Here is a 25,539-nt window from a genome sequence, read left to right on the forward strand (position 1 = left end):
GATGTCTTGTGGGTCAGAGTGCGGATCTTCGCCCTCACCAACCGTTTGGCCCGGTCGGCGATGAAGGTGTAGACGTACCACTTGTTCGAGCCCCTCTTGCGTTTCCACCGGATGCGGAAGCCGAGAAAATCGAACCCGCCGCCCATGTGAACCACCTGGGTTTTGGCTGGTGACAGCCGTAACCCAAGAGGTTCCAGCACGCTGGCGACGTCCTCGCGCAACGCCTGGGTATCGGCCTGCGAGCCGTGCACCAAGATGACGAAGTCATCGCAGTAACGCACGATCCGCCAGGCAGGCCGTCCCCGCGAGCGCCGATAGGCGCATTTGCCTGAGGTCGACATCAGCCCATCGTTCTTCCACGGAGCCATCACATGCTCATCGAGCACGCTCAGCACCACGTTGAAGATCAGCGGAGACAGGATGCCGCCCTGCGGCGTACCGGTGTAGGAGTTCCGGTGTTCGCCGAGTTCGGTGAGGATCCCGGCTTTGAGGAACGCCTTGACCAGCGCCAAGACGCGCTTGTCCTTCACCCGTAGCCGCACCCGATCCATGATCGCCGTGTGCGAAACGTGGTCGAAGGCCGCTTCGATGTCCGCATCCAGCACCCAGCGATAGCCGCGGGTGCCGAAGTGGTGAATCTCCGCGATCGCGTCGTGGGGCCGCCGCCGAGGCCGAAACCCGTAAGAGACCGGCAGGAAGTCGGCCTCGAAGAGGGGTTCCAGCACCAGTTTGAGCGCCGCCTGGACGACCCGGTCCGCGATCCGGGGTATGCCCAGCGCGCGAACCCTGCCCGATCCGCCCGGCTTGGGGATCCTGCGTTCCCGCACCGGGAGCGGCCGGAAGATGCCCGTCTTGAGCTGGGCCCGCAGGTCGTCCAGAAACCCTGGGACGCCGACTTCCTCCTCAACGCGTGCGACCGTCAGGCCGTCCACGCCGGGAGTGTTGGCTCCCCGGTTGCCCGCGACCCGGTCGAACGCCACCAACAGCGTCGCCGGATCGTGCACGAGGTTGAACAAGTCATCGAACCGGCGGCCGGGGTCGGCCAGCGCCCAACGGTGAAGCTTGGTCTGCATCTCCGATACCTTCCGGCGCGGCCCCATCTCGCTGTCGGGGATCTGCTCCGGCCAGGCGTCCCCGTTCGAGGGCGCGTCTTTCGGCATTACAGTCTCCAGTCCTTCTCGAAACCGCTGCCGCCCTTCCCCATGTGCACGGGCTCTCCCCGGCTCGGAGTACTACGGCGGCTCCGCCCCGCCCCGGACCGATCAGCGGTCGATGCGCTCAGCCCGGCCACCCCGCTGGAGGCGGAGGACCTGGCGAGACCCGGAACGGTTCCCGTGTTCACTGTGAGTCACTCGACGGAGGAGGAGCCCGACTATGCCCCTGCGGCATCGCTGTGAGTACGCCGCAGACCTTCCTCACAGCCTCCCCAGCGGCTCATACATACCGCCATAAGAGTTCCCCGCCCGTGATGAGGGGCGGGGTGCGCACCGCTTCCAGCCCATATCCACCAGGTTCGAGCTGGCGCCTGATCAAGGGGGTGTCACACGCCGGTTCCTCGCGTACTCCTTTCCGTCTCGCTAGCCGGACCCGGACCATCTGGTAGTACTGGCCCGTCCCGGCGTTGTCAGGGCTGCTCCCGCCCTCCCCGGCACCACCCGGATCAGGCTGCCCTCAGCTCCGCCTCCCTGCTGCGACAAGGGCAGCGGTGAAGGTCTTTCACCTCCACTCAACTCACAGCGCCTCACGGCGCACCCACGATCTTCGGCACACTTTCGCCAGTACGGCGCTCGCCGAAGGCGTGCCGATCTCCGAGGTGTCGCGGTGGCTCGGGCACGAGTCCATCACCACGACCGTGGACCTGTACGGGCATCTGGTCCCGGAGGCATCTAAGCGGGCGCGGACGGCGCTGGACAATGCCTTCGCCTCGGCCCTCGGGTCCGCGTAATGTGCCCCCGATGTGCCCCCTCAAGGATTCGATCTTCCTGAGCGAGGGTTCCGCCGCAGGTCAGGGGCGGGAAAGGCGGACGAGTCGGCCTGTAGGCCGGGTTTTGTTCTTCACTTGCGTGAAGAGGCGACCATCCATCTAGGGCCGTCGTTGCCGGCGGCCTCAAGCGGTCTACCCGCGCGGCTCGGGCGGGCAGCCCTCAAACGTCGCGCGCGGGACGCTCCGGAGAGCGCCCCTTCTTGACCTTGCTCCGGGTGGGGTTTACCAAGCCGCCCACGTCACCGTGGGCGCTGGTGGTCTCTTACACCACCGTTTCACCCTTACCCCCTCTTGCGAGGAGGCGGTCTGTTCTCTGTGGCACTGTCCCGCGGGTCACCCCGGGTCGGCGTTACCGACCACCCTGCCCTGTGGAGCCCGGACCTTCCTCGGCGGATCTCGCAAGAGACCCGACGCGGCCGCCCGGCCGGCTCGTCCGCCGTGTTCCAAGCCTAACGGGTCCCAAGTGGGCTCCAACCGAACGGCAAGTCATCTGCGCTGAAATATGAATCAAGCGGGACGGGACAGACGAGCATCAGGGGAAAGCGATGAGAGCAAGGATGGCCGGTCCCGCGCGCTGCCGGGATCCGCACCGGTGTGATGGGATACGGCCGTCACACAGGGTGTGGACGCGCGCACCGATACGGGAGGCGAGTGTCGGCTGTCTCCCGTATCGGGCCCGATCGGCGGCCGGAGGCCCGGCACCGTACCGCCCTTCGCGCCGAGATCCTTCGGACGCGAGACCGACGGTTCAGCGCAGGTGGGAGGTGTCGTTGAACGCCTTCACCACCGCCGGACCGTCGGCGTAGTACTCGATCAGGGACAGGGCTGACAGGTCGAGATGCATGCGGTACAGCGCGCTGAGGGGAGCGAGCAGCGCGAATCGCAGCAGCATCTTGATCGGCGTGACGTGCGAGACGGCGAGGATCGTCTTGCCCTCGTAGCGCTCGATCAGCAGGTCCCCGGTCGCCTGGACCCGCCGCGCCGCCTCCCCGAAACTCTCCCCACCCGGCGGCGCGGCGGACGGGTCCGCCAGCCACGCGGCGAGCTCGTCCGGCCAGCGACGCTGGATCTCGGTGAACGTGTGGCCCTCCCAGTCACCGAAGTCGGCCTCCCTGAGCCCCTCCTCGACGACGACCTCAAGACCGGTCCTGGCCGCGATGATCTCCGCGGTGGCACGGGCGCGCTTCAGCGGTGAGCTGACGATCACCTGGATGCCGTACGGCTCCCCGGCCAGCTTGGCGGCGGCGGCCTCGCCCTGGGCTATGCCGTTGGGCGTGAGTTCGGGATCGCCGAGCCCGGAGAACCTGCGCTCGACGGAGAACGGCGTCTCACCGTGCCGGAGCAGGTACAGCGAGGTCGCGACCGAGGTGGGCGGACGCCAGCCGGTGCCGCGCCCGGTGGGCATGGTCGTCCGTTCCGCCTGCTTCGCCGGCTCCTGGGTGACGACACCGGCGCCGAGATCGTCAGTGTCGAAGTCATCGGTGTCGAAAAGGAGAAGGTCCTCTGCGGGCCCGCCACCGGTGAGGGTGGCGGGGGCCCCGCTGCCGGAGGTACGGATCTCGGAGACGGCACTCCCCGAAGCGCTGCTCCCGGAGGCAGCACCGCCGGAGGTGCGGCCGCCGGTCGCTTCCTCGACGGGAGAGGAGGAACCTGAGGAGCGCCAGGTGCGGCCCTTGGCCGCGGCGTCCATGGCCTCGTTGGCCAGGCGGTCGGCGTCCTTGTTCTTCTCGCGCGGGATCCAGCGCCAGGTCACCTTCAACCGCCTGGCGAGGGCCGCGGCCTGTAGGGCGAGCGGGCGCAGGCCCTCGTTCTTGACCTTCCACCGGCCGGCCATCTGCTCGATGACCAGCTTGGAGTCCATCCGGACCTCGACCTTCGCACCGTCCCCGGCGAGGGCCAGCAGCGAGGTCAAACCGGCGATGAGCCCGCGGTACTCGGCGACGTTGTTGGTCTGGGTGCCGATCGACTCGGCGGTCTCGGCCAGTATCTGGCCGTCGGCGGCGTCCTTGACGACGGCGCCGTAGCCGGCCGGCCCGGGGTTGCCCCGCGAGCCGCCGTCTGCCTCTATGACGTACGAGGTCACAGGCCGGACTCCGCAGTGCGGACCAGGATCCGGCGGCACTCCTCGCAACGGATGACCTCGTCGTGGGAGGCGGCCTTGATGCGGTTGATCTCGGCGATGGACAGGCTGGTGCGGCAGCCGAGGCAGCGGCCGCCCTGGAGCATCGCGGCACCCACCCCGAACTGCTCCCTGAGCTTGCCGTAGAGGGCGAGCAGATCGGCCGGTATGTCCTTTTCGACCCCGGCCCGCTTGCTCTGGACCTCGTCTTTCTCCTTGTCGAGCTCGGCGAAGGCCGCGTCCCTGCGGTCCTCGGCGACACTGCGGGTACCCGCTAGCTCGTCGCGCTCGGCCACCAGCTTGGCGGCCTGCGCGTCCACCGCCTCACGGCGCTCCATGATCTCCAGCACCACCTCCTCCAGGTCGCCCTGCCTGCGCGTCAGGGAGGCGATCTCCGACTGGAGGCTGGCCAGGTCCTTCGGCGAGGAGACCTGGCCGGAGTCGAGGCGCTTCTGGTCGCGTTCGGCGCGGATGCGGACCGAGTCGACGTCGGCCTCGGCCTTGGTCTGCTCGCGGGCGAGGTCGCCGGACTCGGTCTCGGCGGCGATCACCTGGGGCGCGATGCGGGCGACGCGAGCGGAGAGCTCGTCGATCTGGGCCAGCTCGGGCAGGGTGCGGCGGCGGTGGGCCAGCCGGTCGAGGGCGGAGTCGAGTTCGGCCAGGTCAAGCAGACGCTTCTGGGCCGCAGGGGCTGCTTTCACGTGAAATCCTCGCACTTTGCTGTTGTTTTCCAGGCGTCCGTGACCGTCTCGGAAACGCGCGTCTCAACAGTAATCCCCCTGGCGGCCAATGCGGACGTCAGATGGTGCGCCGCGTCGGCGAGCCATGGCCACTCGGTGGCCCAGTGGGCGGCGTCGATCAGCGCGGGGCCGTCGGCCTCCATGAACTCGCTCGCCGGGTGGTGGCGCAGGTCCGCGGTGAGGAAGACGTCGACCCCGGCGGCACGGGCCACCCCGAGCAGGGAGTCTCCGGATCCCCCGCTGACCGCGATCCGCTGGACGGGGCGGCCGGGGTCCCCGGCGACCCGCAGGCCGCCCGCCGTGGCGGGGAGCCCGCGCGCGGCCTGCCGGGCGAACTCGGCGAGGGGGACGGGGGCGGGCAGCGAGCCGATCCGGCCCAGGCCGCGCCCGGGGTCGTCGGCCGCGGGCATGAGCGGGACGAGCGGGCCGGTCAGGCCGACGGCGCGGGCGAGCGCGTCGGAGACGCCGGGATCGGCGACGTCGGCGTTGGTGTGGGCGGTGAAGAGCGCGATGTCGTTCTTGATCAGTGTGTGGATCAGGCGGCCCTTGAAGGTGGTGGCCGCGACGCTGGTGGTGCCGCGCAGGTAGAGCGGGTGGTGGGTGACGATGAGGTCGGCGCCCCATTCGAGGGCCTCGTCGGCGACGGCGGCCACCGGGTCGACCGCGAACAGGATCCTGCGTACCTCCGCGGCGGGGTCTCCGCAGACGAGTCCGACCGCGTCCCACGACTCCGCCCAGCGTGGGTCGTAGCGGGTTTCCAGCTCTGTGACGATGTCGGCAAGCGTAGGCACCCGCGCAGACTATCGGCCTATTCCCCGGCGCGAACGGATCACCTAATGTAAGTGGATACTGACCCATCGGGGAGCGGTGGATTCCAGTATTTTTCGCAGCGCTCCCGGCGTATGAAGGGATGTGGAGTTGGGGAGACGTGGACGCAGGCGGCAGCCGGAGTTTGAGGACGTCTACCGGCGCCTGATCCCTGCCGGCATCGGGAACCGCTGCCGTGACGACACCACCCGGGGGGCGTGCGCGTGAGACCGACCATCGCGATCATCGGTGCCGGATTCGGCGGGCTGTGCATGGCCATCCAGCTGGAGAAGGCCGGCATCCGCTCGTACACGATCTTCGAGAAGGGGGACAACGTCGGGGGCACCTGGCGTGACAACACCTATCCGGGGGCGGGCTGCGACATCCCCTCGCACCTGTACTCCTTCTCCTTCGAGAAGTACTCCAGCTGGACGCGCCGCTTTCCCGAGCAGCCGGAGATCCTGGGCTACCTGGAAAAGTGCGCCGACAAGTACGGTGTGCGCCCCCGCCTCCGGCTGAACACCGCGGTCGTCGCCGCCACCTTCGAGGAGTCGCTGGGGAAGTGGCGGGTCCGCACCGCGGCCAGGGACGAGCTGTTCGACGTGGTGGTGTCGGCGGTGGGACAGCTCAATCGCCCCCAGCTGCCCGACATTCCGGGAATGTCAACGTTTAATGGCACGGCTTTCCACTCCGCCCGCTGGGACCACTCCTTCGATCTGACCGGCAAGCGGGTGGCCGTGATCGGCAGCGGGTCCTCGGCGGCGCAGTTGATCCCGAAGGTCGCCGAGGTGGCCGACCACCTGGACGTCTTTCAGCGGACCCCCAACTGGGTGATCCCCAAGGCGGACGCCGTCTTCGGCGCCGGCGCCAGGGCCGCCTTCCGTCACGTGCCGTTCCTGCAGCGTGCCTACCGCGAGTGGATCTACCGGTACGTGGAGAGCACCCTCTACCCGGCCCTGGCCGGAGGCTGGAGCTCCGGCCCGCTCTGTAAGCGCGCCCTGGACCACCTGCACGACCAGGTCCCCGACCCGCTGCTGCGGGCCAAGCTGACCCCGGACTACCCGATCGGCTGCAAGCGGGTCGTCGCCGATAGCAAGTTCTATCCCGCACTGACCCGCCCCAAGGTGGACGTCGTCACCGACCGGATCACCCGGATCGTCCCCGGCGGGGTGGAGACCGCCGCCGGACTCCGCGAGGCGGACGCGATCGTCTACGCGACCGGCTTCCAGACCTCCGACTTCCTGGCCTCCATCCAGGTCACCGGGCGCGGCGGCCGGCACCTGGCCGAGGAGTGGAAGGACGGCGCGGAGGCGTACCTGGGCATCGCCGTGCCGCACTTCCCCAACCTGTTCCTGCTGTACGGCCCCAACACCAACCTCGGCCACAGCTCGATCGTCTTCATGATCGAATGTCAGGTCCGGTACATCATGGGCTGCCTGCCGCAGCTGGCCGCGCGCGGGCCGATGGAGGTCAGGCCGGAGACGATGGCCACCTGGCGGCGGAACCTGGAGGCGGCCATGGGACGCATGGTCTGGCAGGCGGGCTGCACGAGCTGGTACAAGAACGCGGCCGGCCGGGTGACCAACAACTGGCCGGGCACGACGACCGCCTACCGCCGCATCACCAGGGCCCCACGCCCGGATGCCTTCCAGTTCTCGCACTGACCCGCGGTCTCCCACGAGGCGCGGAGGGCGAAGTGCCGATACCGTCGTGGCGAATGAGAGCCGTACGCGTAGAAGGGCCCGCCGTGTCCGCCGACCTCCACCGCGACTCCGTGGTCGCCGATACCCACAACGACCTGCTGATGGCCGTCACCGCCAGACCCCCTCGGCGGTGGGCGTCGTTCTTCCGCGAGCGCTGGCTGCCGCAGCTGCGCGAGGGCGGGGTGAACCTCCAGGTGCTGCCGGTCTTCGTTGACGACCAGTACCGCCCCGAGGGCGCGCTCCGGCAGACGCTGCGCATGATCGAGTGCGCCCACGTGCTGGCCGAGGGCAACGCCGACGCCGTACGGCTCTGCCTGGACGGCACGCAGATCGACGAGGCGCTCGCCCAGGGCAGGATCGCCCTGGTCCTGGCGCTGGAGAGCATGCCAGGGCTGGACTCGGCCGTCGAGCTGGTGCCCACGCTGCACCGGCTGGGCGTGCGGGTCGCCTCGATCGCGCACTGGGGCCGTACCGCGCTGGCCGACGGCAGCGGCGAGGACGCCACCGGCAGCAGGCTCACCGCGGCGGGGGTGGAGACGGTCGGTGAGATGGAACGGCTCGGCATGATCTTCGACATCTCCCACCTGGGCGCCTCGGGGGTGGAGCACGTGCTGGAGCTGGCGAGGAGGCCGGTGCTGGCGACCCACTCCTCGGCCCGTGCGCTGCGCGACCACCACCGCAACCTGACCGACGAGCAGATCCGCGCCGTCGCCGCCGGCGGCGGCGTGGTCTGCGTCAACTTCCTGCCCGCCTTCCTGACGGAGGACGTCACCGAGTACACGGTGGACCGGCTGGTCGACCACATCGAGCACGTGGTGAGTGTCGGCGGGATCGACCACGTGGGGCTCGGCCCGGACTTCATCCGCGAGGTCATGCACGACGTCACTCCCCCGTGCTGCGAGGAGCCCGGCTACAGCGGCATCGACGTCGGCGCGACCCTGCCCGGCCTGTCCGGCCCGAGCGGCCTGCCCCTGGTCACCGAGGCCCTGCTCAAGCACGGCTTCGCCGACGAGGAGATCGTGAAGATCATCGGCGGGAACGTGCACCGGCTGTTCCGCGCCGAGCTGGGCAGGCCCGCCTGAGCCGAAGTGGGACGGGGGGCGGCCGCTCCTCCGCGAGATGTCGGGCGGCCTGCCGCAGGGGGGTGACCGGCTTCGGCCGTGAGACGGGTCACCCCCGGCACGACGACGCCCGACACGACGACGGCACCCGGCACGACAATGGAATCCGGTGCGACGAATGGGAGAAGGAAGCTTGAAGATCACCGGGATCGAGTTGAGGCGGGTCGCGATGCCGCTGGTCACGCCCTTCCGTACCTCCTACGGCACGGAGACCGAACGCGACGTGCTCCTGCTCCGCGTGGTCACCCCCGAGGCGGAGGGCTGGGGTGAGTGCGTGGCCATGTCCGACCCGCTCTACTCCCCCGAGTACGTCGACGCCGCCGCCGACGTGCTGCGCCGTTTCCTCATCCCGGCCCTGCCCGCCCACCTCGACGTCCATGGCGTGGGCCGCGCGCTAGAGCCCTTCAAGGGCCACCGGATGGCGAAGGCGGCCCTGGAGAGCGCGGTCCTGGACGCCCGGCTGCGCGCGTCCGGTCAGTCCCTCGCCTCCTTCCTCGGCGCCGCCGCCGACCGCGTCCCCGCCGGGGTGTCGATCGGGATCACGAACTCCGTCCCCGAGCTCCTGGACACCGTCACGGGCTATCTCGACGAGGGCTATGTCCGGATCAAGCTGAAGATCGAGCCCGGCTGGGACCTGGCACCGGTCCGCGCGGTACGGGAGCGCTTCGGCGACGACCTGCTCCTCCAGGTCGACGCCAACGCCGCCTACACCCTCAGCGACGCGCCCCACCTGGCCAGGCTGGATCCCTTCGGACTGCTGCTCATCGAGCAGCCGCTGGCCCATGACGACATCGTCCAGCACGCCCGGCTGGCCGGCCGGATCGCCACCCCGATCTGCCTGGACGAGTCCATCGAGTCGGCCGCCGACGCGGCCGCCGCCATCTCACTGGGCGCCTGCTCCGTGGTCAACGTCAAGCCCGGCCGGGTCGGCGGCTACCTGGAGGCCCTGCGCATCCACGATCTGTGCCGGGCCCACGGCGTCGCCGTCTGGTGCGGCGGCATGCTGGAGACGGGCCTCGGCCGCGCCGCCAACGTCGCCCTGGCCGCCCTGCCCGGCTTCACGCTGCCCGGCGACATCTCCGCCTCCCGCCGCTACTACACGACGGACATCACCCCGCCCTTCGAGCTGAGCGACGGCCATCTGGACGTCCCCCGCGGGCCGGGCATCGGCGTCGAGCCGATCCCCGACGTGCTGCGGGAGGTCACCACCTCCACCGAGTGGATCACCCTCTGACCCCGGGCTCCGGCGAAGCGGCCGGCCCGGTCACGGAGAGGCGACCGGTCTCACTTCGCCGCGGCTTGCTGGGCGGTGGCGGAGATGAAGCGGGTGATGCGCCGCCAGGCGTCGGCCGAGGCGTCGGCGAAGCCGGGAAGCCGATCATCGAAGAAGCCGTGCGGCGCGTCCGGGTAGGTGACGAACTCGTGCCCGACCCCGGCGGCGGTGAGGGCGTCGTCGAAGGCGGCCACCATGGCCGGCGGAATGTTCTCGTCGCCGCCTCCCCACAGGGCGAGGACCGGCGCGGTCATCAGGTGGGCCAGCTGAATGGGGCCGGGAGCTCCGTTGAGCTCGCCGGGAAAGCCGTACAACCCGATGACCCCGTCGAGGCCGAACCGGGGGACGGCGGTGTTGAACGCGAATCTGCCCCCCATGCAGAACCCCAGGGAGACCACGGCGTGGCAGCTCTCGCGGAGCCTCTCGACACCGGCCGACATGTCGGCGGAGAGTCCCTCGGAGGTCAGCCTGGCGAGATGGTCCGGCATGAGCGTGGTCATGTCGGCGAAACTCTCGGGCCGGTCGAGGTAGTCGGTTCCGGCGGTGCGCGCGTAGTAGTCGATCGCGACCGCGGTGTGCCCCAGCTCCGCCAGCCGTACGGCGAGCTGCTGGTAGAAGCCCGACAGTCCGCGATTGTCGGGGAGGATGAGCACCCCCACCCCTGACGGCTTCTCGGGCCGGGCGAGAAACGCTCCGACGCGCGTGCCGTCACCCGAGATCAGGGTGGCCTGCGCGGCCTCCGCCCGGGTGGTCGGGGAATTCGGCACAGGCGGGGTGGCAGCTGCGTCGTAACACACGGACGACACTCCTTCGAAGTGACTGGAGTTTACGCCCGAAACATTAGCCGCACTTATCCGGCAATTTTTAACATGATATCATGACTAAATTAATTATTAATATACAAATGATTAAACAGTGGTCACGAAAAACGCTTCAAGATTGATTCGCGCCTTTTTCGCGCGGCGGCCCGGCACGGGCGGATCGGGGAGCCCCTCTCCGGCGTCCCCGTCGGCCGGAGGCGAGCGCCCCGGTCCGCCGGGCGTACGGACACGGGACCGTCAGGAGGTCAGATACTCCTCCCTGACCTTGGAGCGGGAGAGCTTCCCGGTGGGTGTGCGGGGCAGCTCGTCGCGGAACTCGATGACCCTGGGGTGCTTGAAGCGGGCGATCCGCGGGCCGAGGTGTTCCAGCAGTTCCTCGGGAGAGGGGCGGGGGCCGGGCACCGGCTGGATCAGGGCGACCACCCGGTGGCCCCACTCCTCGTCGGGCACTCCGATCACCACGACGTCGGCGACCGCCGGGTGCTCCAGGATCGCCGCCTCGATCTCCGCGGGGTAGATGTTCACCCCGCCGGAGATGATCAGGTCGGTGCGGCGGTCACAGAGGAACAGGAAGCCGTCCGCGTCCATGAAGCCGATGTCACCGGGGGCGTACCAGTCACCGCGCATGCTGGCGGCGGTCTTCTCCGGGTCCTTGCGGTACTCGAAACCGCCGGTGCCCGACCTGACGTAGATCATGCCGGGCTCGCCCGCGGGGAGTTCCTCTCCCTCCGCGCCGAGGATCTTCGCCTCGAAGGTCGGGGCCGGGCGGCCGACCGTGCCGGGACGCTCCAGCCAGTCGTGCGGTTTGACGGAGAAGGCGATGGTCGTCTCGGTGGAGCCGTAGTACTCGTACAGCACCGGGCCCCACCAGTCCATGATGCCCTTCTTGACCGCCACCGGGCAGGCCGCGCCGGTGTGCACCACCTGCCGCAGCGACGACACGTCGTAGCGCGCCCTGGCCTCCTTCGGAAGCTGCAGCATCCGGTGGAACATGGTCGGCACCATCAGCGCGTTGTCGACCCGGTACCTGTCGACCAGCTCCAGGATGGTCTCCGGCTCGAACCTGGGCGCGATCACCAGGGTGTGCCCGAAGTGGAGGGCGAACATGGTGTGCGCGCACGGCGCGGAGTGGTACATCGGCGAGGTCACCAGGTGGATCCCGTCACCGGCCCGCAGGTCGCAGACCTCGCCCAGGAACCAGGTGTAGAGCGGCAGGATCGCCTCCGGCTCCTGGCCGGAGAGCGGGCGCTGCACGCCCTTGGGGAACCCGGTGGTGCCCGAGGTGTACCACATGACGGCGCCGCCGGAGCGGTCCTCGGGGGCGGTCGTGGGCTGCCCCTCGGCCAGCTCGGCCACCCCGACGGCCTTCTCCACGGAGTACGACGGGTCGGCGACCACGACCCGGGCGTCACAGTCGGTCAGGATGTAGTCGATCTCGGCGGCCGTGAGGTGCCAGTTGACCGGTACGTAGTACAGCCCCACCTGACCGGTGGCCATCAGCATGACCACCTGGTCGATGCCGTTGGGCAGCACCCCGGCGACCACGTCGCCGGGGCCGAGCCCGCGGGCCCGCAGGCCGTGTGAGACCTGGTTGACCGTGGCGAGCAGCTCGCCGTAGGTCGTCACGGTGCCGTCGGTGTCGATCAGGGCGCGGCGGCCGGGGTCGGCCTCGGCGATCCGGTAGAAACTGGGCAGCCCGCTGATGTCGGCCATGGGTTCCTCCTTCAGAGCTCCAGCAGTCCCGCGAGGCGGGTCCGGTGCGTGCGGGGCGGACCCAGCAGCACCTCGTCGGCCTTGGCCCGCTTGTAGTAGAGGTGCGCGTCGTGCTCCCAGGTGAAACCGATGCCGCCGTGCAGCAGGAGGTTGTCCCTGGCTACCTCGAAGCAGGCCCTGCCGACGTAGGCCTGGGCGAGCGCGGCGGCCGAGGAGAGCTCGTCGGGCGCCTCGTCCGCGGCCCATGCCGCGTAGCGGACTATCGACTCGGCCTGCTCCAGCTTGCAGTGCATGTCGGCGAGCCGATGCTTGACGCCCTGGTAGGAGCCGATCAGGCGGCCGAAGGTCACCCGGAGCTTGGCATAGCCGACGATGGCGTCCAACGAGGCGCGCAGCACGCCGAGCTGCTCGGCGGCCACCGCGACCGCGAACAGGTCCCTGGCCCTCGCCACGCCCTCCGGCGAGGAGGCGATCTCCTCGCCCGCGCCCAGATCCACCTTCGCCTGCCTGCGGGTGATGTCCAGGGTGGTCAGCGGGGTGCGGTCGCCGCCTCTGATCGCCAGGACCCGCGGCCCCTCGATCGCCAGGACCACGTCGGCCTCGGCACCGTTGAGCGCGCGGCCGCCGTCGAGGGCGACGGTCACGAGCGTGGTCCCCGCGGCGATGCCGGGCAGCAGTTCCTTGTCGCCCACCTCGGTCAGCAGGATCGTGGCGAGGGCGGTGGCCAGGAAGGGGCCCGGCAGCAGCGCCGCGCCGGTCTCCTCCAGGACCAGCGCGAGCTCGGCGTACCCGGCTCCCGCGCCGCCGTGTTCCTCGCCGACGACGAGACCGGCGAGCCCGAGCTCACCGTTGAGCCTGCGGTAGACCTCGGGATCGTGGCCGGTCTCGGATTCGACGGCCCGCCGGACCTCGGGCAGCGGCGAGGCGGCGGCGAGGAAGGCGCGGACCGCGCCGCGCAGTTCCCGCTGCTCCTCGGTAAGCACGAGCTTCATCGAAATCCTTTCAGCGTGCAGACCCCCGCCTTTAGGCGTTGGGAGGAAGTCAAGTGTTTCGGCCTTTCTGCGCGAGCCCGGAGGTCACCCGTTCACCTTGAGGTCCTTGAACGGCACGTTCTTGTCCACCCGCGGCTCGGGCGGCAGGTTGAGCACCCGGTCGCCGATGATGTTGCGCATGATCTCGTTGGTGCCGCCGCCGAGGGCCATGGCGGGAGCGAGCGAGATGGCCTCGGCCAACCGCCCGCCGCCCTCCTCGTAGGCGACGGCCCCCGGTCCGGCCAGCGAGGTGGCGAGGTCGGCCTGGAACATGGTCAGCTCGGCCAGCAGCAGCTTGGCGGCGCTGCCCCTGGCCCCGGGGAAGACACCGGCCTTGGTCTCCTGGGAGAGGCGCTCGTTGAACAGGGCGAGCGCGCGGGAACGGATGTGCAGCTCGACGAGCTGGTCCCGGACCACCGGGTCGGCGGTGTCGGCGGTGTGGCGCAGCGCCTCGAAGGCGACCGGGTTGTCCCTGCGGCCGCCCATGCCGACGCCACTGGAGATGGACAGTCGCTCGTGCAGGAGTGTGGTGACCGCGCAGCTCCACCCGTCGTTGACCTGGCCGACCAGGTTCTCCGCGGGGATGTGCACGTCGTCGAAGAAGATCTCGTTGAAGTGGGCGCGGCCCGTCATGTCCCGCAGCGGGCGGACCGTGACGCCGGGGGCGCGCATGTCCACGATGAACATCGACAGGCCCTTGTGCTTGGGCGCGTCCACGTCGGTGCGGGTGAGCAGCAGCCCGTGGGAGGCGTGCTGGGCGACCGAGGTCCAGACCTTCTGCCCGGTGACCGTCCAGCCGTCCTCGGCCGGGGTGGCCCGGGTCTGCAGGGCGGCGACGTCGCTGCCGGCGCCGGGTTCGGAGAAGAGCTGGCACCAGATCTCCTCGCCACGCAGCAGCGGACGCAGGTGCCTGGCCTTCTGCTCGGGGGTGCCGAGGTCGACGAGGGTCGGCCCGCACATCCCGAGTCCTATGGAGAAGACGTAGGTCGGCAGCGTGAAGCCCGCGGCCTCCTCGGCGAAGGCCCGCTCCTCCGCCTGGGTCAGCCCCTGGCCGCCCCACTCGCCCGGCCAGCTGATCCCCGAATAGCCCGCGTCGTACATCCGCGCCATGAAGGCCTTCGCGGCGGCGACGCCGCCGGCGTCCGGGGTGCCCTCGGCCTCGGTGTCCTGGGCGTTGGCCTCCAGCCAGGTCCTGGCACGCCGCCGGTACTCCTGAAGATTCATGTCCGCTCCAATCAGTGCTCACTTACTCTAGCCAGCACCCGATCAGCCGTACAGAGCAATGCTCTACAGGGGAAGATGAAAGGATATTTGCCCATTCTTGGCCATCAATCACCAGTAAACGGCAATTAATCCGTCTAATGGTCCTATTTAGCGCCGAGGAGTGAAGTGTTCTCGGGGAACGCGTGGTCGGTACGGCGTCGGCTGACGCTCACCGCCGTCACGACAGCCATCGTGACAGGGGGCGCCGTCTTCACCATCGCGACACTCAGGGCCGTGAAGACGGCGCTCGTGCAGGTCAAGGCGATCAGACGCGAGCTGGAGGAGATCACCGCGACCGACATCGGCCGCCGGGTGCCGGTACCGGCCGCCCAGAACGAGATCAGGCAACTGGCCGAGACGATCAACCAGACGCTGGACCGGCTGGAGGCCGCGGCCGAGCAGCAGCGCAGGTTCGCCTCCGACGCCTCGCACGACCTGCGCAGCCCGCTCACCGCCATGCGCGCCCAGGTGGAGGAGGCGTTGCGCTACCCCGACGACGTCGACTGGAAGACCAAGGCCCACGCGATGCTCGCCAGCCTGGACCGGCTCCAGGCGATCGTCTCGGACCTGCTGACACTGGCCAAGCTCGACTCCGGGGTTCCCGCCCATTACGAGCGGATCGACCTGAGCGCACTGGTCTGCGATGAGCTGGACCGGCGCAGGCGCAATGTCCGGATCGACAGGAATCTGCAGCCGGGGGTGGAGATCACCGGCGATTGGCTCCGGCTGGCCCGGCTGCTGACGAACCTGCTGGACAACGCGGAACGGCACGCCGACTCCAAGGTCTCGGTGAGCGTGACCAGGGACGACGGAACGGCCGTTGTGGAGGTGTTCGACGACGGCGCCGGAATCGCGCCCGAGCAGCGGGAGCTGGTCTTCCAGCGGTTCACCCGGCTGGACGCCTCCCGTAACAGGGACGCGGGAGGCACCGGACTGGGGCTCCCCATCGCCAGGGAGATCGCCCGCACCCACGGCGGCATCCTGAGGCTGGAGGACAGCCCCCGGGGCGCGCGGTTCGTCCTGCGGATCCCCCTGCACCCCGACCAGGACGGCGACCCCTGACCCGCTAGTGTTCCCTTGTGGCAAGGGGATTTGGGCGATTACGTCGTGAAGATCTGCTCCGAACCGCCTGCGATGTCATCGCGGCCCAGGGGTTCGGTCATACCCGAACCGCGGACATCGCACAGGCGGCCGGCGTCAGCCAGGCACTGCTCTTCTACCATTTCGAGACCAAGGAGAAGCTGTTCGCCCAGGCCTTCTCCTACGCGGCCCAACTCCATCTGGACGCGCTCGCCAAGGTGGAGGGGTCGGGTGGCTCACCCCTCGACCGGCTGCGGGCCCTGCTCAGGTTCTATCCCCCCGGCGGAAAGACCAAGTCATGGGCCCTGTGGATCGACGCCTGGGCCGAGTCGATGCGCAACTCCGAGCTTGAGGAGACGTCCCGCAGGATCGACATGCGGTGGAAGGAGGCGCTCCACGCGATCATCGATGACGGCGTGGAGGCGGGAACCTTCGTCTGCGCGGACCCCGAGGGCTCGACCTGGCGGATCATGTCCCTCATCGACGGCCTGGCCACCCAAGTGACGGTGCACAGGCGGCTGCTCTCCCGGGCGCGCATGACCGAGTTCATTCAGAGGGCCACCGCGGCGGAACTGGGTCTCTCCCCCGCCGAACTGAGCTGAACAGCCCCCTGGGCAGCACGACCAGGAGCATGGCGAGGGCGATCAGTCCTCCGCCGAGGAAGACGCTCAGGGTGAGCGACTCCCCGTACAGTGCGACGGCCAGGACGGTCACCCAGAGCGGCTGTGTCGACAGGATCACCGCGGCGGGCACCGGTGGCACGTGGACCTGGCCCCACGAGCGGGCCAGGAAACCCAGGGCGCAGGCCACGATCGACAGGTGGCCGAGGAGCGCCCAGTCTCCCGGCGTGGCGGGCAGGGTCAGGCCGTCCGGCACGGCGAGGACGCCCGTCATCACGGCGATGGCGCCGAGTTGGATGACCGTGACCGCGTAGGCGTGTCGCCGCGCCTCGGCGGAGTCGCCGAGCACCAGCGTGTGGGCCGCGTACAGAACGGCCGACACCAGGGTGGCGACCAGCGCGGGCGGGGAGATGTCGCCCTCCACCCCCTTCAGCAGGGTGAACACCGTCATCGCGACGGTCGCCAGCGCCACCGCGACCCATATCCTGGCCGAGGTCCTGGCGCCGAGCAGGACCAGCCCGAGGACCGGAGTGATCACCACGTACGAGCCGACCGTGAACCCCGAGACCGACGAGGGCAGGTCGTGCAGCGAGACCGCCTGGACCGTCTGGCCGACGCCGAACAGCAGGCCGAGCAGGATGCCGACCAGCCAGGTGCTCTCGGAAAGCCCCCGCAGGCTACTCGGACGGAGCGCGACCAGCACGACCGCGGCGATGCCGTACCGCTCGGCGAGGAGGTCGGCCACGGGCATGCGGACGATGAGGTCCTTCATCAGCGGGAAGGCCGACCCCCAGGCGGCGCTGACGAAGGCCAGGAGCGCGATTCCCAGGAGGGGCCGGGGGGCTGCGGGCACTGCCATAGTCGAAGGGTTACATCACCTGCAGCGACGGACAGGTCACCGACCGGAGCGGGAGTGGTCCTGATACCACGCTGAGTGAAGGACGTCACACCGGCGCGAGGGACCTCATACCTCCGCGGGTCTTTCCGTCTTATTGGATGCTTCGTACAATTAGCGCAGACATCCGATGGGAGGGCAGCGATGACACCGGCCCCGAAGACCGCCGCGGACAGAGAGGGTGACCAGCAGGTCACCGAGAGACGTGCGTACGAGGCGGTCATAGAGCGCCTCTCGAAGGCATCCGTCGACAAACACTGGGAGCCGTACGTCGACATCCCCTGGGACGAGAAGGAGTTCCTCGTCTTCGCCGACGACCCGCGCTGGGAACTGCCCGAGGTCGACAGGCTGGGCGGCCACGCCTGGTACCGGGCACAGCCCCCCGAGATCCGCGCCAGGATCGGGCTGTGGCGGGTGGCGACCGCCATGAAGATCGGCCTGCAGTTCGAGAACCTGCTCAAACGCGGACTGCTGAACTACGCCTACCGGCTGCCGAACGGTTCCCCCGAGTTCCGCTACGTCTACCACGAGACCATCGAAGAGGGACATCACGGGATGATGTTCCAAGAGTTCGTGAACCGCACGAAACTTCCAATAAAGGGCATGCCGGGGCCGCTGAGCCTGCTCGCGCAGATCACCCCGTGGATCCCGCTGATCTCCACCGAGCTCTTCTTCGTCTTCGTCCTCGGCGGCGAGGACCCGATCGACCACGTGCAGCGCAAGATGATCAAGGCGGGCAGGACCCGGCATCCGCTGGAGGAGACGATCATACGGATCCACATCGCCGAGGAGGCCAGGCACATCTCCTTCGCCCGCCACTACCTGCGCCGCCGGGTGCCCCGGATGCCCCGCTACCGGCGCTTCGCCCTGGGCCTCGTCTCCCCTGTCATCCTGGGCATCATGGCCCGGATCATGCTCTCCCCGCCAAGCTCGATGATCAGGGCGTTCGGCATCCCCGAGGACGTCGTCAGGGAGGTCTACACCGGCAACCCCGAGATGGCCGCGGAGATCCGCGACTCGATCGGCAAGACCCGCGAGCTCTGCGCCGAGCTGGGCCTGACGAACCCTCTCCAGCGCCGGGTGTGGAAGGCGATGGGCATCTGGGCGCCCCCGGCGCCCGGCGCCACACGGACCGGAAAGGCGGGCGGATGAGAACGGCGATCGTGACGGGGGGCGCCTCCGGCATCGGCCTGGCCGTCTCCCGCGAGTTCGCCAGGCGCGGCGCGCACGTCGTCATCGCCGACCTGGACGGCGCCGGGGCCGAGCGCGCCGCCAAGGAGCTCAACGGCTCGGCCGCGACGCTCGACGTCTCCGACGCGCGAGCCGTGGCCGACCTCGTCGAGCGGGTGGCGGCCGAGCGGGGACGGCTCGACGTCGTCTTCAACAACGCCGGAATCGCGGTCGGCGGCACCGTCGACGAGCTCACCCTCGACCACTGGAACCGGACGATCGACGTGAACCTGCGTGGCGTCGTCCACGGCGTCCACGCGGCCTACCCGATCATGAAGCGGCAGGGCTTCGGGCACATCGTGAACACCGCTTCCCTGGCCGGACTGGTCCCCGCGCCACTGATGGCGCCCTACACGGCGACCAAGCACGCGGTGGTCGGGCTCTCGCTCGCCCTGCGCGCCGAGGCCGCCGCCCACGGTGTCCGGGTGAGCGTGGTCTGCCCCGGGTTCACCGACACCCCGCTGCTCGACAACGCCAACCCCGGCCTGCCGCAGACCCCGACCGGTGCCGGCGCCCGCGAGTCGGCGAGCCGGACCACGGGCCGTCTCTACTCCGTCGACGCGCTGGCCGCCGACATCATCAGGGGCATGGCCCGCAACCGCGCCCTCATCGTGGCACCCGCCACCGGCCGCCTCGCCTGGCGCGGTACCCGCCTCTCCCCCTCGGCCGCCGTCCGGGTGGCCTCCCTCGCCGTCCGCCGCCTGAGCGGGCGCTGAAAGGGCGCCGACCGGCCGGTCGGCGCCCGTACGGTCAGGGCACCGAGCGGATCTTCCAGACCAGGGCGGCGCCGAGCAGGGCGAGGGCCGCGGAGGTCAGGTAGAGGACCGGGTAGCCGCCGAGGCCGGCCACGATGGGACCGGCGATGACCGGGCCGAGCACCTGGGGTCCCGAGTTGGCGATGTTGATGACACCGAGGTCCTTGGCACGTCCCTCGGCGGCCGGCAGGACCTGGGTGACCAGTGCGTTGTCCACCGAGAGGTAGATGCCGAAGCTGATCCCCATGATCGCGGCACCGACCGTCGCCACCGGCCACTGCGGCCAGAACGCGAGCATCACCGCGGGAACCACGCTGATCAGGCCGGAGGCCGTGACGAGCGCCCTGCGGCGACCGAGCCGGTCGGAGACGACGCCCGCGACGACGGTGGTGAGCACGACCGTCGCGGTGTAGATCAGGATCAGCACGAGCAGGCCGTCCTCGGCCCTCTCGCCGGGGAAGAGCCGTTCGTAGCCGACCTCGTCGCTGAGGAAGTACAGCAGGTAGAGCGTGGCGATGGCGTTGCCGAGCTGCATCAGGAAGCGGGTCAGCCAGGCCCAGAAGAAGTCGGGGTGGGCGCGGGGACTGATCCAGAAACCTCTCAGGAAGGCCCCGGGCTCGAAGGGCGGCCTGGCCGGCAGGCGGGGGTCGGAGGTGGTGAGAACAAAGGGGAGCACGCAGAGCGGGATCAGCACCGCTATCAGTAGATATCCGGATTCGGTGGTGGTGGCGACCATGGTGACCAGGACCACCGCGAGCACCACCCCCAGCGACTGGGGAATCCCGATCCAGCCCGACACCTCACCTCGCTGGCTCACCGGCACATGGTCGGGCACCCCGGCGTTGAGCGCGGCCTGCATCGCGTTGAGCCCGGCCTGCGCGAGGCACCAGCCGACCGCCATGCCGGCGATCGACCCCTGCCCCGCCAGCAGGACCAGCGCTCCCGCACTGACCAACGCCCCGGCCAGCGACCACGGGTGCCTGCGTCCGAACCGCCCCGCCGTGCGATCGGACAGCGCCCCCGCGACGGGGTTGAGCAGCATCGCGACGGCGGCCCCCACCCCGGTCACCAGCGCCAGCGCCCCCTCCTTGCCCGCCGGGTCGATCACCGCCACCTGCGAGGGAAGCAGGACCTGGAGTGGCCCGAAGTACCCCATCCAGAGCGCCAGATTGGCCAGCGAGATGCCGGCCACCCACCAGGGACCCACCCGGCGCGTCGGCTCCGCGAGCGCCGCCCTCGGGTCGGGAACGGGCTGGACAACGCTCATGGGGCCTCGCATCTTCGTGACTCACGACTCCGAACAAGCGCCCGACAACACGAGGCGTGCCCGGATGCTACGCCGTCTCACGCCCTTGTCGACAGCCCCCGATCGACACCGGATTCCCGCCGGGAGCGCGCCGGAGAGCGCCACCGGCGAGATCAGGAGTGGTCGGTGCCCGCGAGCAGATCCATGGCCTCCTCATCGGTCAGCGCGTCCAGCTCCCTGATCAGCAGTTCCTCCAGCGCCTCGGCGAGCGAGGCGACGGTGCTCATGGCGAAGACGGTCCGGATCGGGACCTCGATGCCGGTGGCCCGCCTGATCCGCGCCGCCACCCGGGTCGCCAGCAGGGAGTGCCCGCCGAGCGCGAAGAAGTCGTCGAAGACGCCGACCGCCCCCGTGCCGAGCAGTTCGTCCCAGATCCCGGCCACCAGCCTCTCCGCGTCCGTGCGCGGCGCGACCCGCTCGGCGGAGGAGACTACGGCGGCGGCCGGTTCGGGGAGCGCCGCGCGGTCGATCTTGCCGCCCGGGGTGAGAGGGAACGCCTCCAGGCTCACCCAGGCGGTGGGGACGAGCTGGCTCGGCAGCGAGTGCCCCAGGTGCTGCCTGAGGTCCGCCGGATCCGCGGTGCCGGTGACGTAGGCGACGAGCTCCTCGCCCCGGCCGGTCACGAAGGCCTGACCCACCTGCGGATGGGCGAGCAGGCGGCTCTCCACCTCACCCGGCTCGATCCGGAAACCCCGGATCTTCAGCTGCGCGTCCAGCCGCCCCAGGAACTCCAGCCGCCCGTCGGAGCGCCACCGCGCCCGGTCCCCCGTCCGGTAGCGGCGCGCCCCCGGGGCGCCGTAAGGGTCGGGGACGAAGGCGCCGGCGGTGAGCGCCGGCCTGCCGAGGTAGCCGCGGGCCACCCCGGCCCCGCCGATGACCAGTTCCCCGGCCGCACCGGGCGGCAGAGGCTCTCCCCGGTCGTCGAGCACCCGGACGGTGGTCTCCGCGATCGGGCCGCCGATCGGCGGACGGCCCACGACGTCGCGTGCCCCGAGGTCGGCGGCGGTGGCGATCACCGTCCCCTCGGTCGGGCCGTAGGTGTTGACCAGCCGGACCCGGTCGCCGAGCAGGCCGCGCCAGCGCTCCACCGCCGCCGCGGAGACCTGCTCGCCACCGAGGATCACCAGGCGGAGCGAGGCGGGCCAGGCGGTCTCGCCCGGTTCCTCGGCCAGCGAGTGCCAGTACGCGGTCGGCAGGTCGAGCACGGTGACCGCCTCGCCCTCCGGTGCGGCCAGCAGGTCGGGCAGGCTCGTCGCCCCGTCGGGGAGGAGCACCAGCGTGGCCCCCGCGGCCAGCGCCGGGAAGACCTCCTCGACATGGGCGTCGAAGCTGAGCGAGGCGAACTGTACAACCCGGTCGCCGGAGGTCAGCCCGTAGTCCGCGCGCATCCACCGCACCCGCGCGGCCACCGCGCCGTGCTCCACCAGCACGCCCTTGGGCACACCGGTGGAGCCCGAGGTGGTGATGACGTACGCGGCGTCCCGCGGCACGGTCGCGTCCTGGAGGACAGCGCGGGCGCCACCGGCAAGCGCGGGGGCGACGGCGACGCGGCCCGGCGGCGGTTCGCGCAGGGTGATCAGGTGGGTGGCAGAGCTGTCCGCCATCGAGAAGGCCAGCCGCTCGTCCGGGACGTCGGGGTCGAACGGCAGGTAGGCGGCACCCGCCCACCAGACGGCGAGCAGCGCGGTGATCGCCTCGATCGAGCGGGGCAGGCAGACCCCGACGACGTCGCCGCGGCCGACCCCGCCCTCGCGAAGAACCCCGGCGAGCGCGCCCGCGCGGGCCAGCAGCTCGCCGTACGTGACGCTCTCCCGCCCGCAGACCACGGCGACGGCCTCGGGCGCCCGCCGCGCGGCCCGGCGGATCATCTCGGGGACCAGGACGTCCCCGGCACCCCCGACGACCCCCGCGGACAGGGCGCGGGGATCGGACGGTCCGGCTGACAGGGTGTGGATGTCGGCACGGTCGGCGTCGGTCCAGATCGGCAGCTCGGAGAGCGGGGTGTCGGGGCGGGCCGCGACCGATTCCAGGAGCAGGGCGAACCTGGCGGCCAGGCGGCCGACCTCCGCCGCCTCGAACAGGCCCGTGTCGTGGCAGAAGGAGAGCCCGAGCCCGTTCTCGTCGGACCACGCCTCGACGAGGAGGTCCACCTTGGCCTGCCGGAACCCGGCGTCGACGTCGGTCACGGTCAGCTCGCCGAACGCCCGCCGGGGACCGGCGTCCTGGTTGTGCAGGATGAGCATGGAGGACAGCAGCGACTCCACCGGGTGGCCGAGCTGCTCGAAGGGGACCGAGAAGTTGCCCAGCGCGGCGAGGACCTCGCCACGGCTGCGGCCGATCAGGCCGGTGAACGGCGGGTCACCCGACAGGTCCCCGCGGAGGATCACCGTCTGGGAGACGTATCCGACCATCGGTTCCAGCTCGACCCGGTCCCGGCCCGCGACGACGGTGCCGACCAGGACGTCGGTCTGCCCGGTGTGCCGCAGCAGCAACGTCTGGTAGGCGGCGACCAGCACGGTGAACAGGGTGGTGCGCTGCTCGGCGGCCAGCCGCTCCAGCCTCCGCGCCGTCTCGGGTGACAACCGGACACGCTGGAACTCGCCCCGCCCGCTCCCCTCCCCCTCCCGGCGGAACGGCAGCTCGACCGAGGGCGGCGCGGCGAGCCTCTCCCGCCAGTACGACACGGCCCGCTCGGCCCTGCGCCGCTGCCAGCGCGCGTAGTCGCCCGCCTGGACCGGCAACGGCCGCAGCCGGGGTTCGGTCCCGGCGAGGCGCGCGGTGTAGCAGTCGGCCAGGTCGTCCAGGATGACGTTGAGCGACCAGCCGTCCGAGATGATGTGGTGCATCGTGACGCAGAGCACGTGCCGGTCGTCGGTCATCCGGATCACCGCCACCCGCAGCGGAGGCCCGGCCCCCAGGTCGAACGGCTCGTTGGTCCGCTCGGCCACCAGGCGTTCCGCGTCCTCACGGCTTCCGGAGCGCAGCCACTCGATCCCGGGTGCCCCCCTCTCCACCACGGCCCAGGGGACGCCGTCCTCCTCGGTGAACCTGGTGCGCAGGCTCTCGTGGCGGGTCAGCACGTCGGTGAGCGCCCAGATCAGCGCGGCCTGGTCGAGGGGGCCGCGAAGCAGGCGTACCAGGTACATGTTGTAGGAGGCGTCGTCCGGATCGACGCGCTGCAGGATCCAGAGCCGCTCCTGCGCCGGGGACAGGGGCGCCCTCATGCGCCCGGCCCCAGTTCGTCGAAGATCGCCGCCAGTTCCTCGGCGTCGAGGCCGTCGAGCCGCTCGCGCAGCGCGGCGATCTCGACGAGGTCCAGGTCGTCGTCGTCCAGGCGGTCCAGCTGCCGGGCGAGCCCGGCGACGGTCGGATGCTCGAAGAGCGCGACCAGCGGCACGGCGACACCGAAGCGCGACTGGACCCTGGCGATGATCTGGGCGGCCGTCAGCGAGTGCCCGCCGAGCTCGAAGAAGTCGTCGTCGACCCCGACCGGCCGCTCGATTCCCAGCACCTCCTCCCACATCGCGGCGAGCTCGTCCTCCACCGAACTCGACGGCGCCCGGTAGGGGGCCGTCGAGGCCCATGCCCTGTCGGGTGCCGGCAGCGCCGCGCGGTCGAGCTTGCCGTTGGGGGTGAGCGGCAGGGCGTCGAGGGTGACAAGGCGCGCGGGCACCATGTACTCGGGCAGGCTCGCCCGCAGCCGGGTGCGCAGCGCCTCCCATGCCCCTTCCGGCACCGCTCCCTCCGCGGCGGCCAGGTACGCCACCAGCGTGGGCAGACCGTCCGGTCCCGGATGGACGCCGACTGCGGCCTGGCGCACCCACTCCACCGAACGCAGGACCGTCTCGATCTCCTCCAGTTCGATGCGGAACCCCCGCACCTTGACCTGGCTGTCGGCCCTGCCCAGGTACTCCAGGCGGCCGTCCGGGGTGCGCCGGACGAGGTCGCCGGTCGCGTACATGCGCGTCCCGGAGCCGGCCGCGAAGGGGTCGGGCAGGAAGCGGGCGGCGGTCAGGGCGGGCATGCCCCGGTAGCCGCGGGCCACCCCGGCCCCGCCGATGTGCAGTTCCCCGGCCTCGCCGTCCGCGACCGGCAGGCCGTCGTCGCCCAGGAGGTACAGGGACGTCTCGGAGATCGGCTCCCCCAGCACGATCCGGGCCGGTGCGGGCGCGACGATCCCCGCGGTGGACCACACGGTCGTCTCGGTCGGCCCGTACACGTTCCACAGGCTCGTTCCCGGGGCGAGGAGCGCGTCGGCGAGGTCGCGCGGCAGCGCCTCTCCCCCGCAGAGCCGGGTACGGATCGTCTCCGGCACCCCGCCGGCCTCCAACAGGATGCGCCAGGTGGCCGGGGTGGCCTGCAGCGCCGTGATCCGCTCGGCGACCGCCAGTGCCCGCAACCTCTGGCCGTCGGCCGCCTGGCCCGCGGAGGCCACGACGACCCGTGCCCCGCACGCCAGGGGGAGCAGCAGCTCCAGGACGGAGATGTCGAACGACAGGGTGGTGACGGCGAGCCAGCGGTCCTCGGGCGTGAGCTTCAGCCGTTCGGCGAACGAGCCGAGCAGGTTCTGCACGGCGCGCCTCGGGACCTCCACCCCCTTGGGCCGCCCGGTGGAGCCCGAGGTGTACATCACGTACGCCAGGTCGCCCCGCGGTCCCCGCGGCGCGCCGCGGCGGACGGTGGGGGCGGTGCCGTCCGGGGCGAGCACCAGGATCCGGGGGACTCCGGCCAGCAGGCGCCGGTCCACACCGGCCTGGGTCAGCACCAGGCCGATCCCGGCGTCCTGGCGCATGAGCCGCAGCCTGTCCTCGGGGAAGGCGGGGTCGAGCGGGACGTACGCGCCTCCGGCGGCCCAGACCGCCAGGAGTGCGACGACCATCCCCGTGGTGCGCTCCATGCACAGCCCGACCGGGACCTCGGGGCCCACCCCCCACTCGCGCAGCACCGCGGCGAGGTCGTCGACCCGCCGGTGCAGCTCCCGGTAGGTCAGCTCGCCTCCCTGCCCGCTGACCGCCACCGCGTCGGGCGCCGTCTCCAGCCGGTCGCGGATCAGGTCCGGCACCGTCACCATGCCCTCC

At 70.7% G+C, this 25,539-nt stretch carries 19 protein-coding genes, 1 other RNA gene and 1 pseudogene; 8 read left to right on the forward strand and 13 right to left on the reverse strand.

All coding sequences use genetic code 11. From position 1 onward, the window contains the following. Window positions 1–5 precede the first annotated feature (5 nt). Window positions 6–1,160, reverse strand: a pseudogene (locus tag IG98_RS54920) (reverse transcriptase domain-containing protein); the annotation flags it as partial. A gap of 545 nt (window positions 1,161–1,705) precedes the next feature. On the opposite strand from IG98_RS54920, the gene IG98_RS49145 reads away from it, so the two are divergent. After that, window positions 1,706–1,945, forward strand: a complete 240-nt coding sequence (locus IG98_RS49145; RefSeq protein ID WP_211264127.1) for a tyrosine-type recombinase/integrase — start codon at window positions 1,706–1,708, stop codon at window positions 1,943–1,945. A 76-nt stretch (window positions 1,946–2,021) separates the two neighbouring features. On the opposite strand, the gene rnpB is transcribed toward IG98_RS49145, so the two are convergent. From rnpB to IG98_RS0128155, 4 genes are all read right to left on the reverse strand, one after another. Further along, window positions 2,022–2,416, reverse strand: an RNA gene (gene rnpB, locus IG98_RS47445) — RNase P RNA component class A. Between the two features lie 316 nt (window positions 2,417–2,732). Next, the gene (locus IG98_RS0128145) at window positions 2,733–4,067 is read right to left on the reverse strand and encodes a bifunctional RNase H/acid phosphatase (protein ID WP_030918588.1); all 1,335 of its coding nucleotides are present in this window, start codon (window positions 4,065–4,067) and stop codon (window positions 2,733–2,735) included. After that, window positions 4,064–4,804 carry a zinc ribbon domain-containing protein gene (locus IG98_RS0128150; RefSeq protein ID WP_030918592.1) on the reverse strand — a complete coding sequence of 247 codons (741 nt, stop codon included), beginning with the start codon at window positions 4,802–4,804 and terminating at the stop codon, window positions 4,064–4,066. Before IG98_RS0128150 ends, IG98_RS0128145 begins: the two co-directional genes overlap by 4 nt. Further along, a complete protein-coding gene (locus IG98_RS0128155) occupies window positions 4,801–5,634 on the reverse strand; it encodes a Nif3-like dinuclear metal center hexameric protein (RefSeq protein WP_030918594.1) in 834 nt (277 codons plus the stop codon). The genes IG98_RS0128150 and IG98_RS0128155 overlap by 4 nt, the downstream gene beginning before the upstream one ends. Before the next feature lie 240 nt (window positions 5,635–5,874). On the opposite strand from IG98_RS0128155, the gene IG98_RS0128160 reads away from it, so the two are divergent. The 3 genes from IG98_RS0128160 to menC all read left to right on the forward strand — a co-directional run bounded on the left by IG98_RS0128160 (window position 5,875) and on the right by menC (window position 9,708). Then, window positions 5,875–7,314 carry a flavin-containing monooxygenase gene (locus IG98_RS0128160; RefSeq protein WP_030918596.1) on the forward strand — a complete coding sequence of 480 codons (1,440 nt, stop codon included), beginning with the start codon at window positions 5,875–5,877 and terminating at the stop codon, window positions 7,312–7,314. An 83-nt stretch (window positions 7,315–7,397) separates the two neighbouring features. Next, window positions 7,398–8,435 (forward strand): dipeptidase, encoded by a 1,038-nt coding sequence (locus IG98_RS0128165; protein WP_030918598.1) that lies wholly within the window; start codon window positions 7,398–7,400, stop codon window positions 8,433–8,435. Window positions 8,436–8,607: 172 nt separating this feature from the next. Continuing rightward, complete coding sequence (menC, locus tag IG98_RS0128170; RefSeq protein ID WP_030918602.1) at window positions 8,608–9,708, forward strand: o-succinylbenzoate synthase; 1,101 nt, start codon at window positions 8,608–8,610, stop codon at window positions 9,706–9,708. 50 nt (window positions 9,709–9,758) lie between these two features. On the opposite strand, the gene IG98_RS0128175 is transcribed toward menC, so the two are convergent. From IG98_RS0128175 to IG98_RS0128190, 4 genes are all read right to left on the reverse strand, one after another. Further along, complete coding sequence (locus IG98_RS0128175) at window positions 9,759–10,514, reverse strand: dienelactone hydrolase family protein (protein ID WP_245651745.1); 756 nt, start codon at window positions 10,512–10,514, stop codon at window positions 9,759–9,761. Window positions 10,515–10,805: 291 nt separating this feature from the next. After that, on the reverse strand, window positions 10,806–12,281 hold the full coding sequence (locus IG98_RS0128180; protein ID WP_030918607.1) for an AMP-binding protein: 1,476 nt from the start codon (window positions 12,279–12,281) through the stop codon (window positions 10,806–10,808). Window positions 12,282–12,292: 11 nt separating this feature from the next. After that, window positions 12,293–13,273, reverse strand: a complete 981-nt coding sequence (locus IG98_RS0128185) for an acyl-CoA dehydrogenase family protein (protein WP_030918610.1) — start codon at window positions 13,271–13,273, stop codon at window positions 12,293–12,295. An 84-nt stretch (window positions 13,274–13,357) separates the two neighbouring features. Beyond that, entirely contained in the window at window positions 13,358–14,536 is a 1,179-nt protein-coding gene (locus tag IG98_RS0128190; protein ID WP_030918612.1) for an acyl-CoA dehydrogenase family protein, read from the reverse strand. Window positions 14,537–14,701: 165 nt separating this feature from the next. Here IG98_RS0128190 and IG98_RS0128195 point away from each other — a divergent pair, with 165 nt between their 5' ends. Together IG98_RS0128195 and IG98_RS0128200 are read left to right on the forward strand one after the other, a co-directional pair. Further along, window positions 14,702–15,637: a sensor histidine kinase gene (locus IG98_RS0128195; protein WP_051753057.1), complete on the forward strand. Its 936-nt coding sequence runs from the start codon at window positions 14,702–14,704 to the stop codon at window positions 15,635–15,637. A gap of 17 nt (window positions 15,638–15,654) precedes the next feature. Continuing rightward, entirely contained in the window at window positions 15,655–16,257 is a 603-nt protein-coding gene (locus IG98_RS0128200) for a TetR/AcrR family transcriptional regulator (RefSeq protein ID WP_030918618.1), read from the forward strand. Here IG98_RS0128200 and IG98_RS0128205 read toward each other — a convergent pair. Next, complete coding sequence (locus IG98_RS0128205) at window positions 16,202–17,134, reverse strand: DMT family transporter (protein ID WP_051753058.1); 933 nt, start codon at window positions 17,132–17,134, stop codon at window positions 16,202–16,204. The genes IG98_RS0128200 and IG98_RS0128205 overlap by 56 nt on opposite strands. Window positions 17,135–17,314: 180 nt before the next feature. Here IG98_RS0128205 and IG98_RS0128210 point away from each other — a divergent pair, with 180 nt between their 5' ends. Further along, window positions 17,315–18,322, forward strand: coding sequence for an AurF N-oxygenase family protein (locus tag IG98_RS0128210; protein ID WP_030918624.1), 1,008 nt, complete (start codon window positions 17,315–17,317; stop codon window positions 18,320–18,322). Further along, window positions 18,319–19,116: an SDR family NAD(P)-dependent oxidoreductase gene (locus tag IG98_RS0128215; RefSeq protein WP_030918628.1), complete on the forward strand. Its 798-nt coding sequence runs from the start codon at window positions 18,319–18,321 to the stop codon at window positions 19,114–19,116. The genes IG98_RS0128210 and IG98_RS0128215 overlap by 4 nt, the downstream gene beginning before the upstream one ends. A 34-nt stretch (window positions 19,117–19,150) precedes the next feature. On the opposite strand, the gene IG98_RS0128220 is transcribed toward IG98_RS0128215, so the two are convergent. The 3 genes from IG98_RS0128220 to IG98_RS49150 all read right to left on the reverse strand — a co-directional run bounded on the left by IG98_RS0128220 (window position 19,151) and on the right by IG98_RS49150 (window position 25,532). Continuing rightward, the gene (locus IG98_RS0128220) at window positions 19,151–20,422 is read right to left on the reverse strand and encodes an MFS transporter (RefSeq protein ID WP_030918631.1); all 1,272 of its coding nucleotides are present in this window, start codon (window positions 20,420–20,422) and stop codon (window positions 19,151–19,153) included. 152 nt (window positions 20,423–20,574) lie between these two features. Beyond that, the gene (locus tag IG98_RS0128225) at window positions 20,575–23,685 is read right to left on the reverse strand and encodes a non-ribosomal peptide synthetase (protein WP_037971513.1); all 3,111 of its coding nucleotides are present in this window, start codon (window positions 23,683–23,685) and stop codon (window positions 20,575–20,577) included. Beyond that, on the reverse strand, window positions 23,682–25,532 hold the full coding sequence (locus IG98_RS49150) for a non-ribosomal peptide synthetase (RefSeq protein ID WP_051753059.1): 1,851 nt from the start codon (window positions 25,530–25,532) through the stop codon (window positions 23,682–23,684). Before IG98_RS49150 ends, IG98_RS0128225 begins: the two co-directional genes overlap by 4 nt. Window positions 25,533–25,539: the final 7 nt, after the last annotated feature.

Source organism: Streptosporangium amethystogenes (assembly GCF_000721075.1).
GTDB lineage: Bacteria > Actinomycetota > Actinomycetes > Streptosporangiales > Streptosporangiaceae > Streptosporangium > Streptosporangium amethystogenes.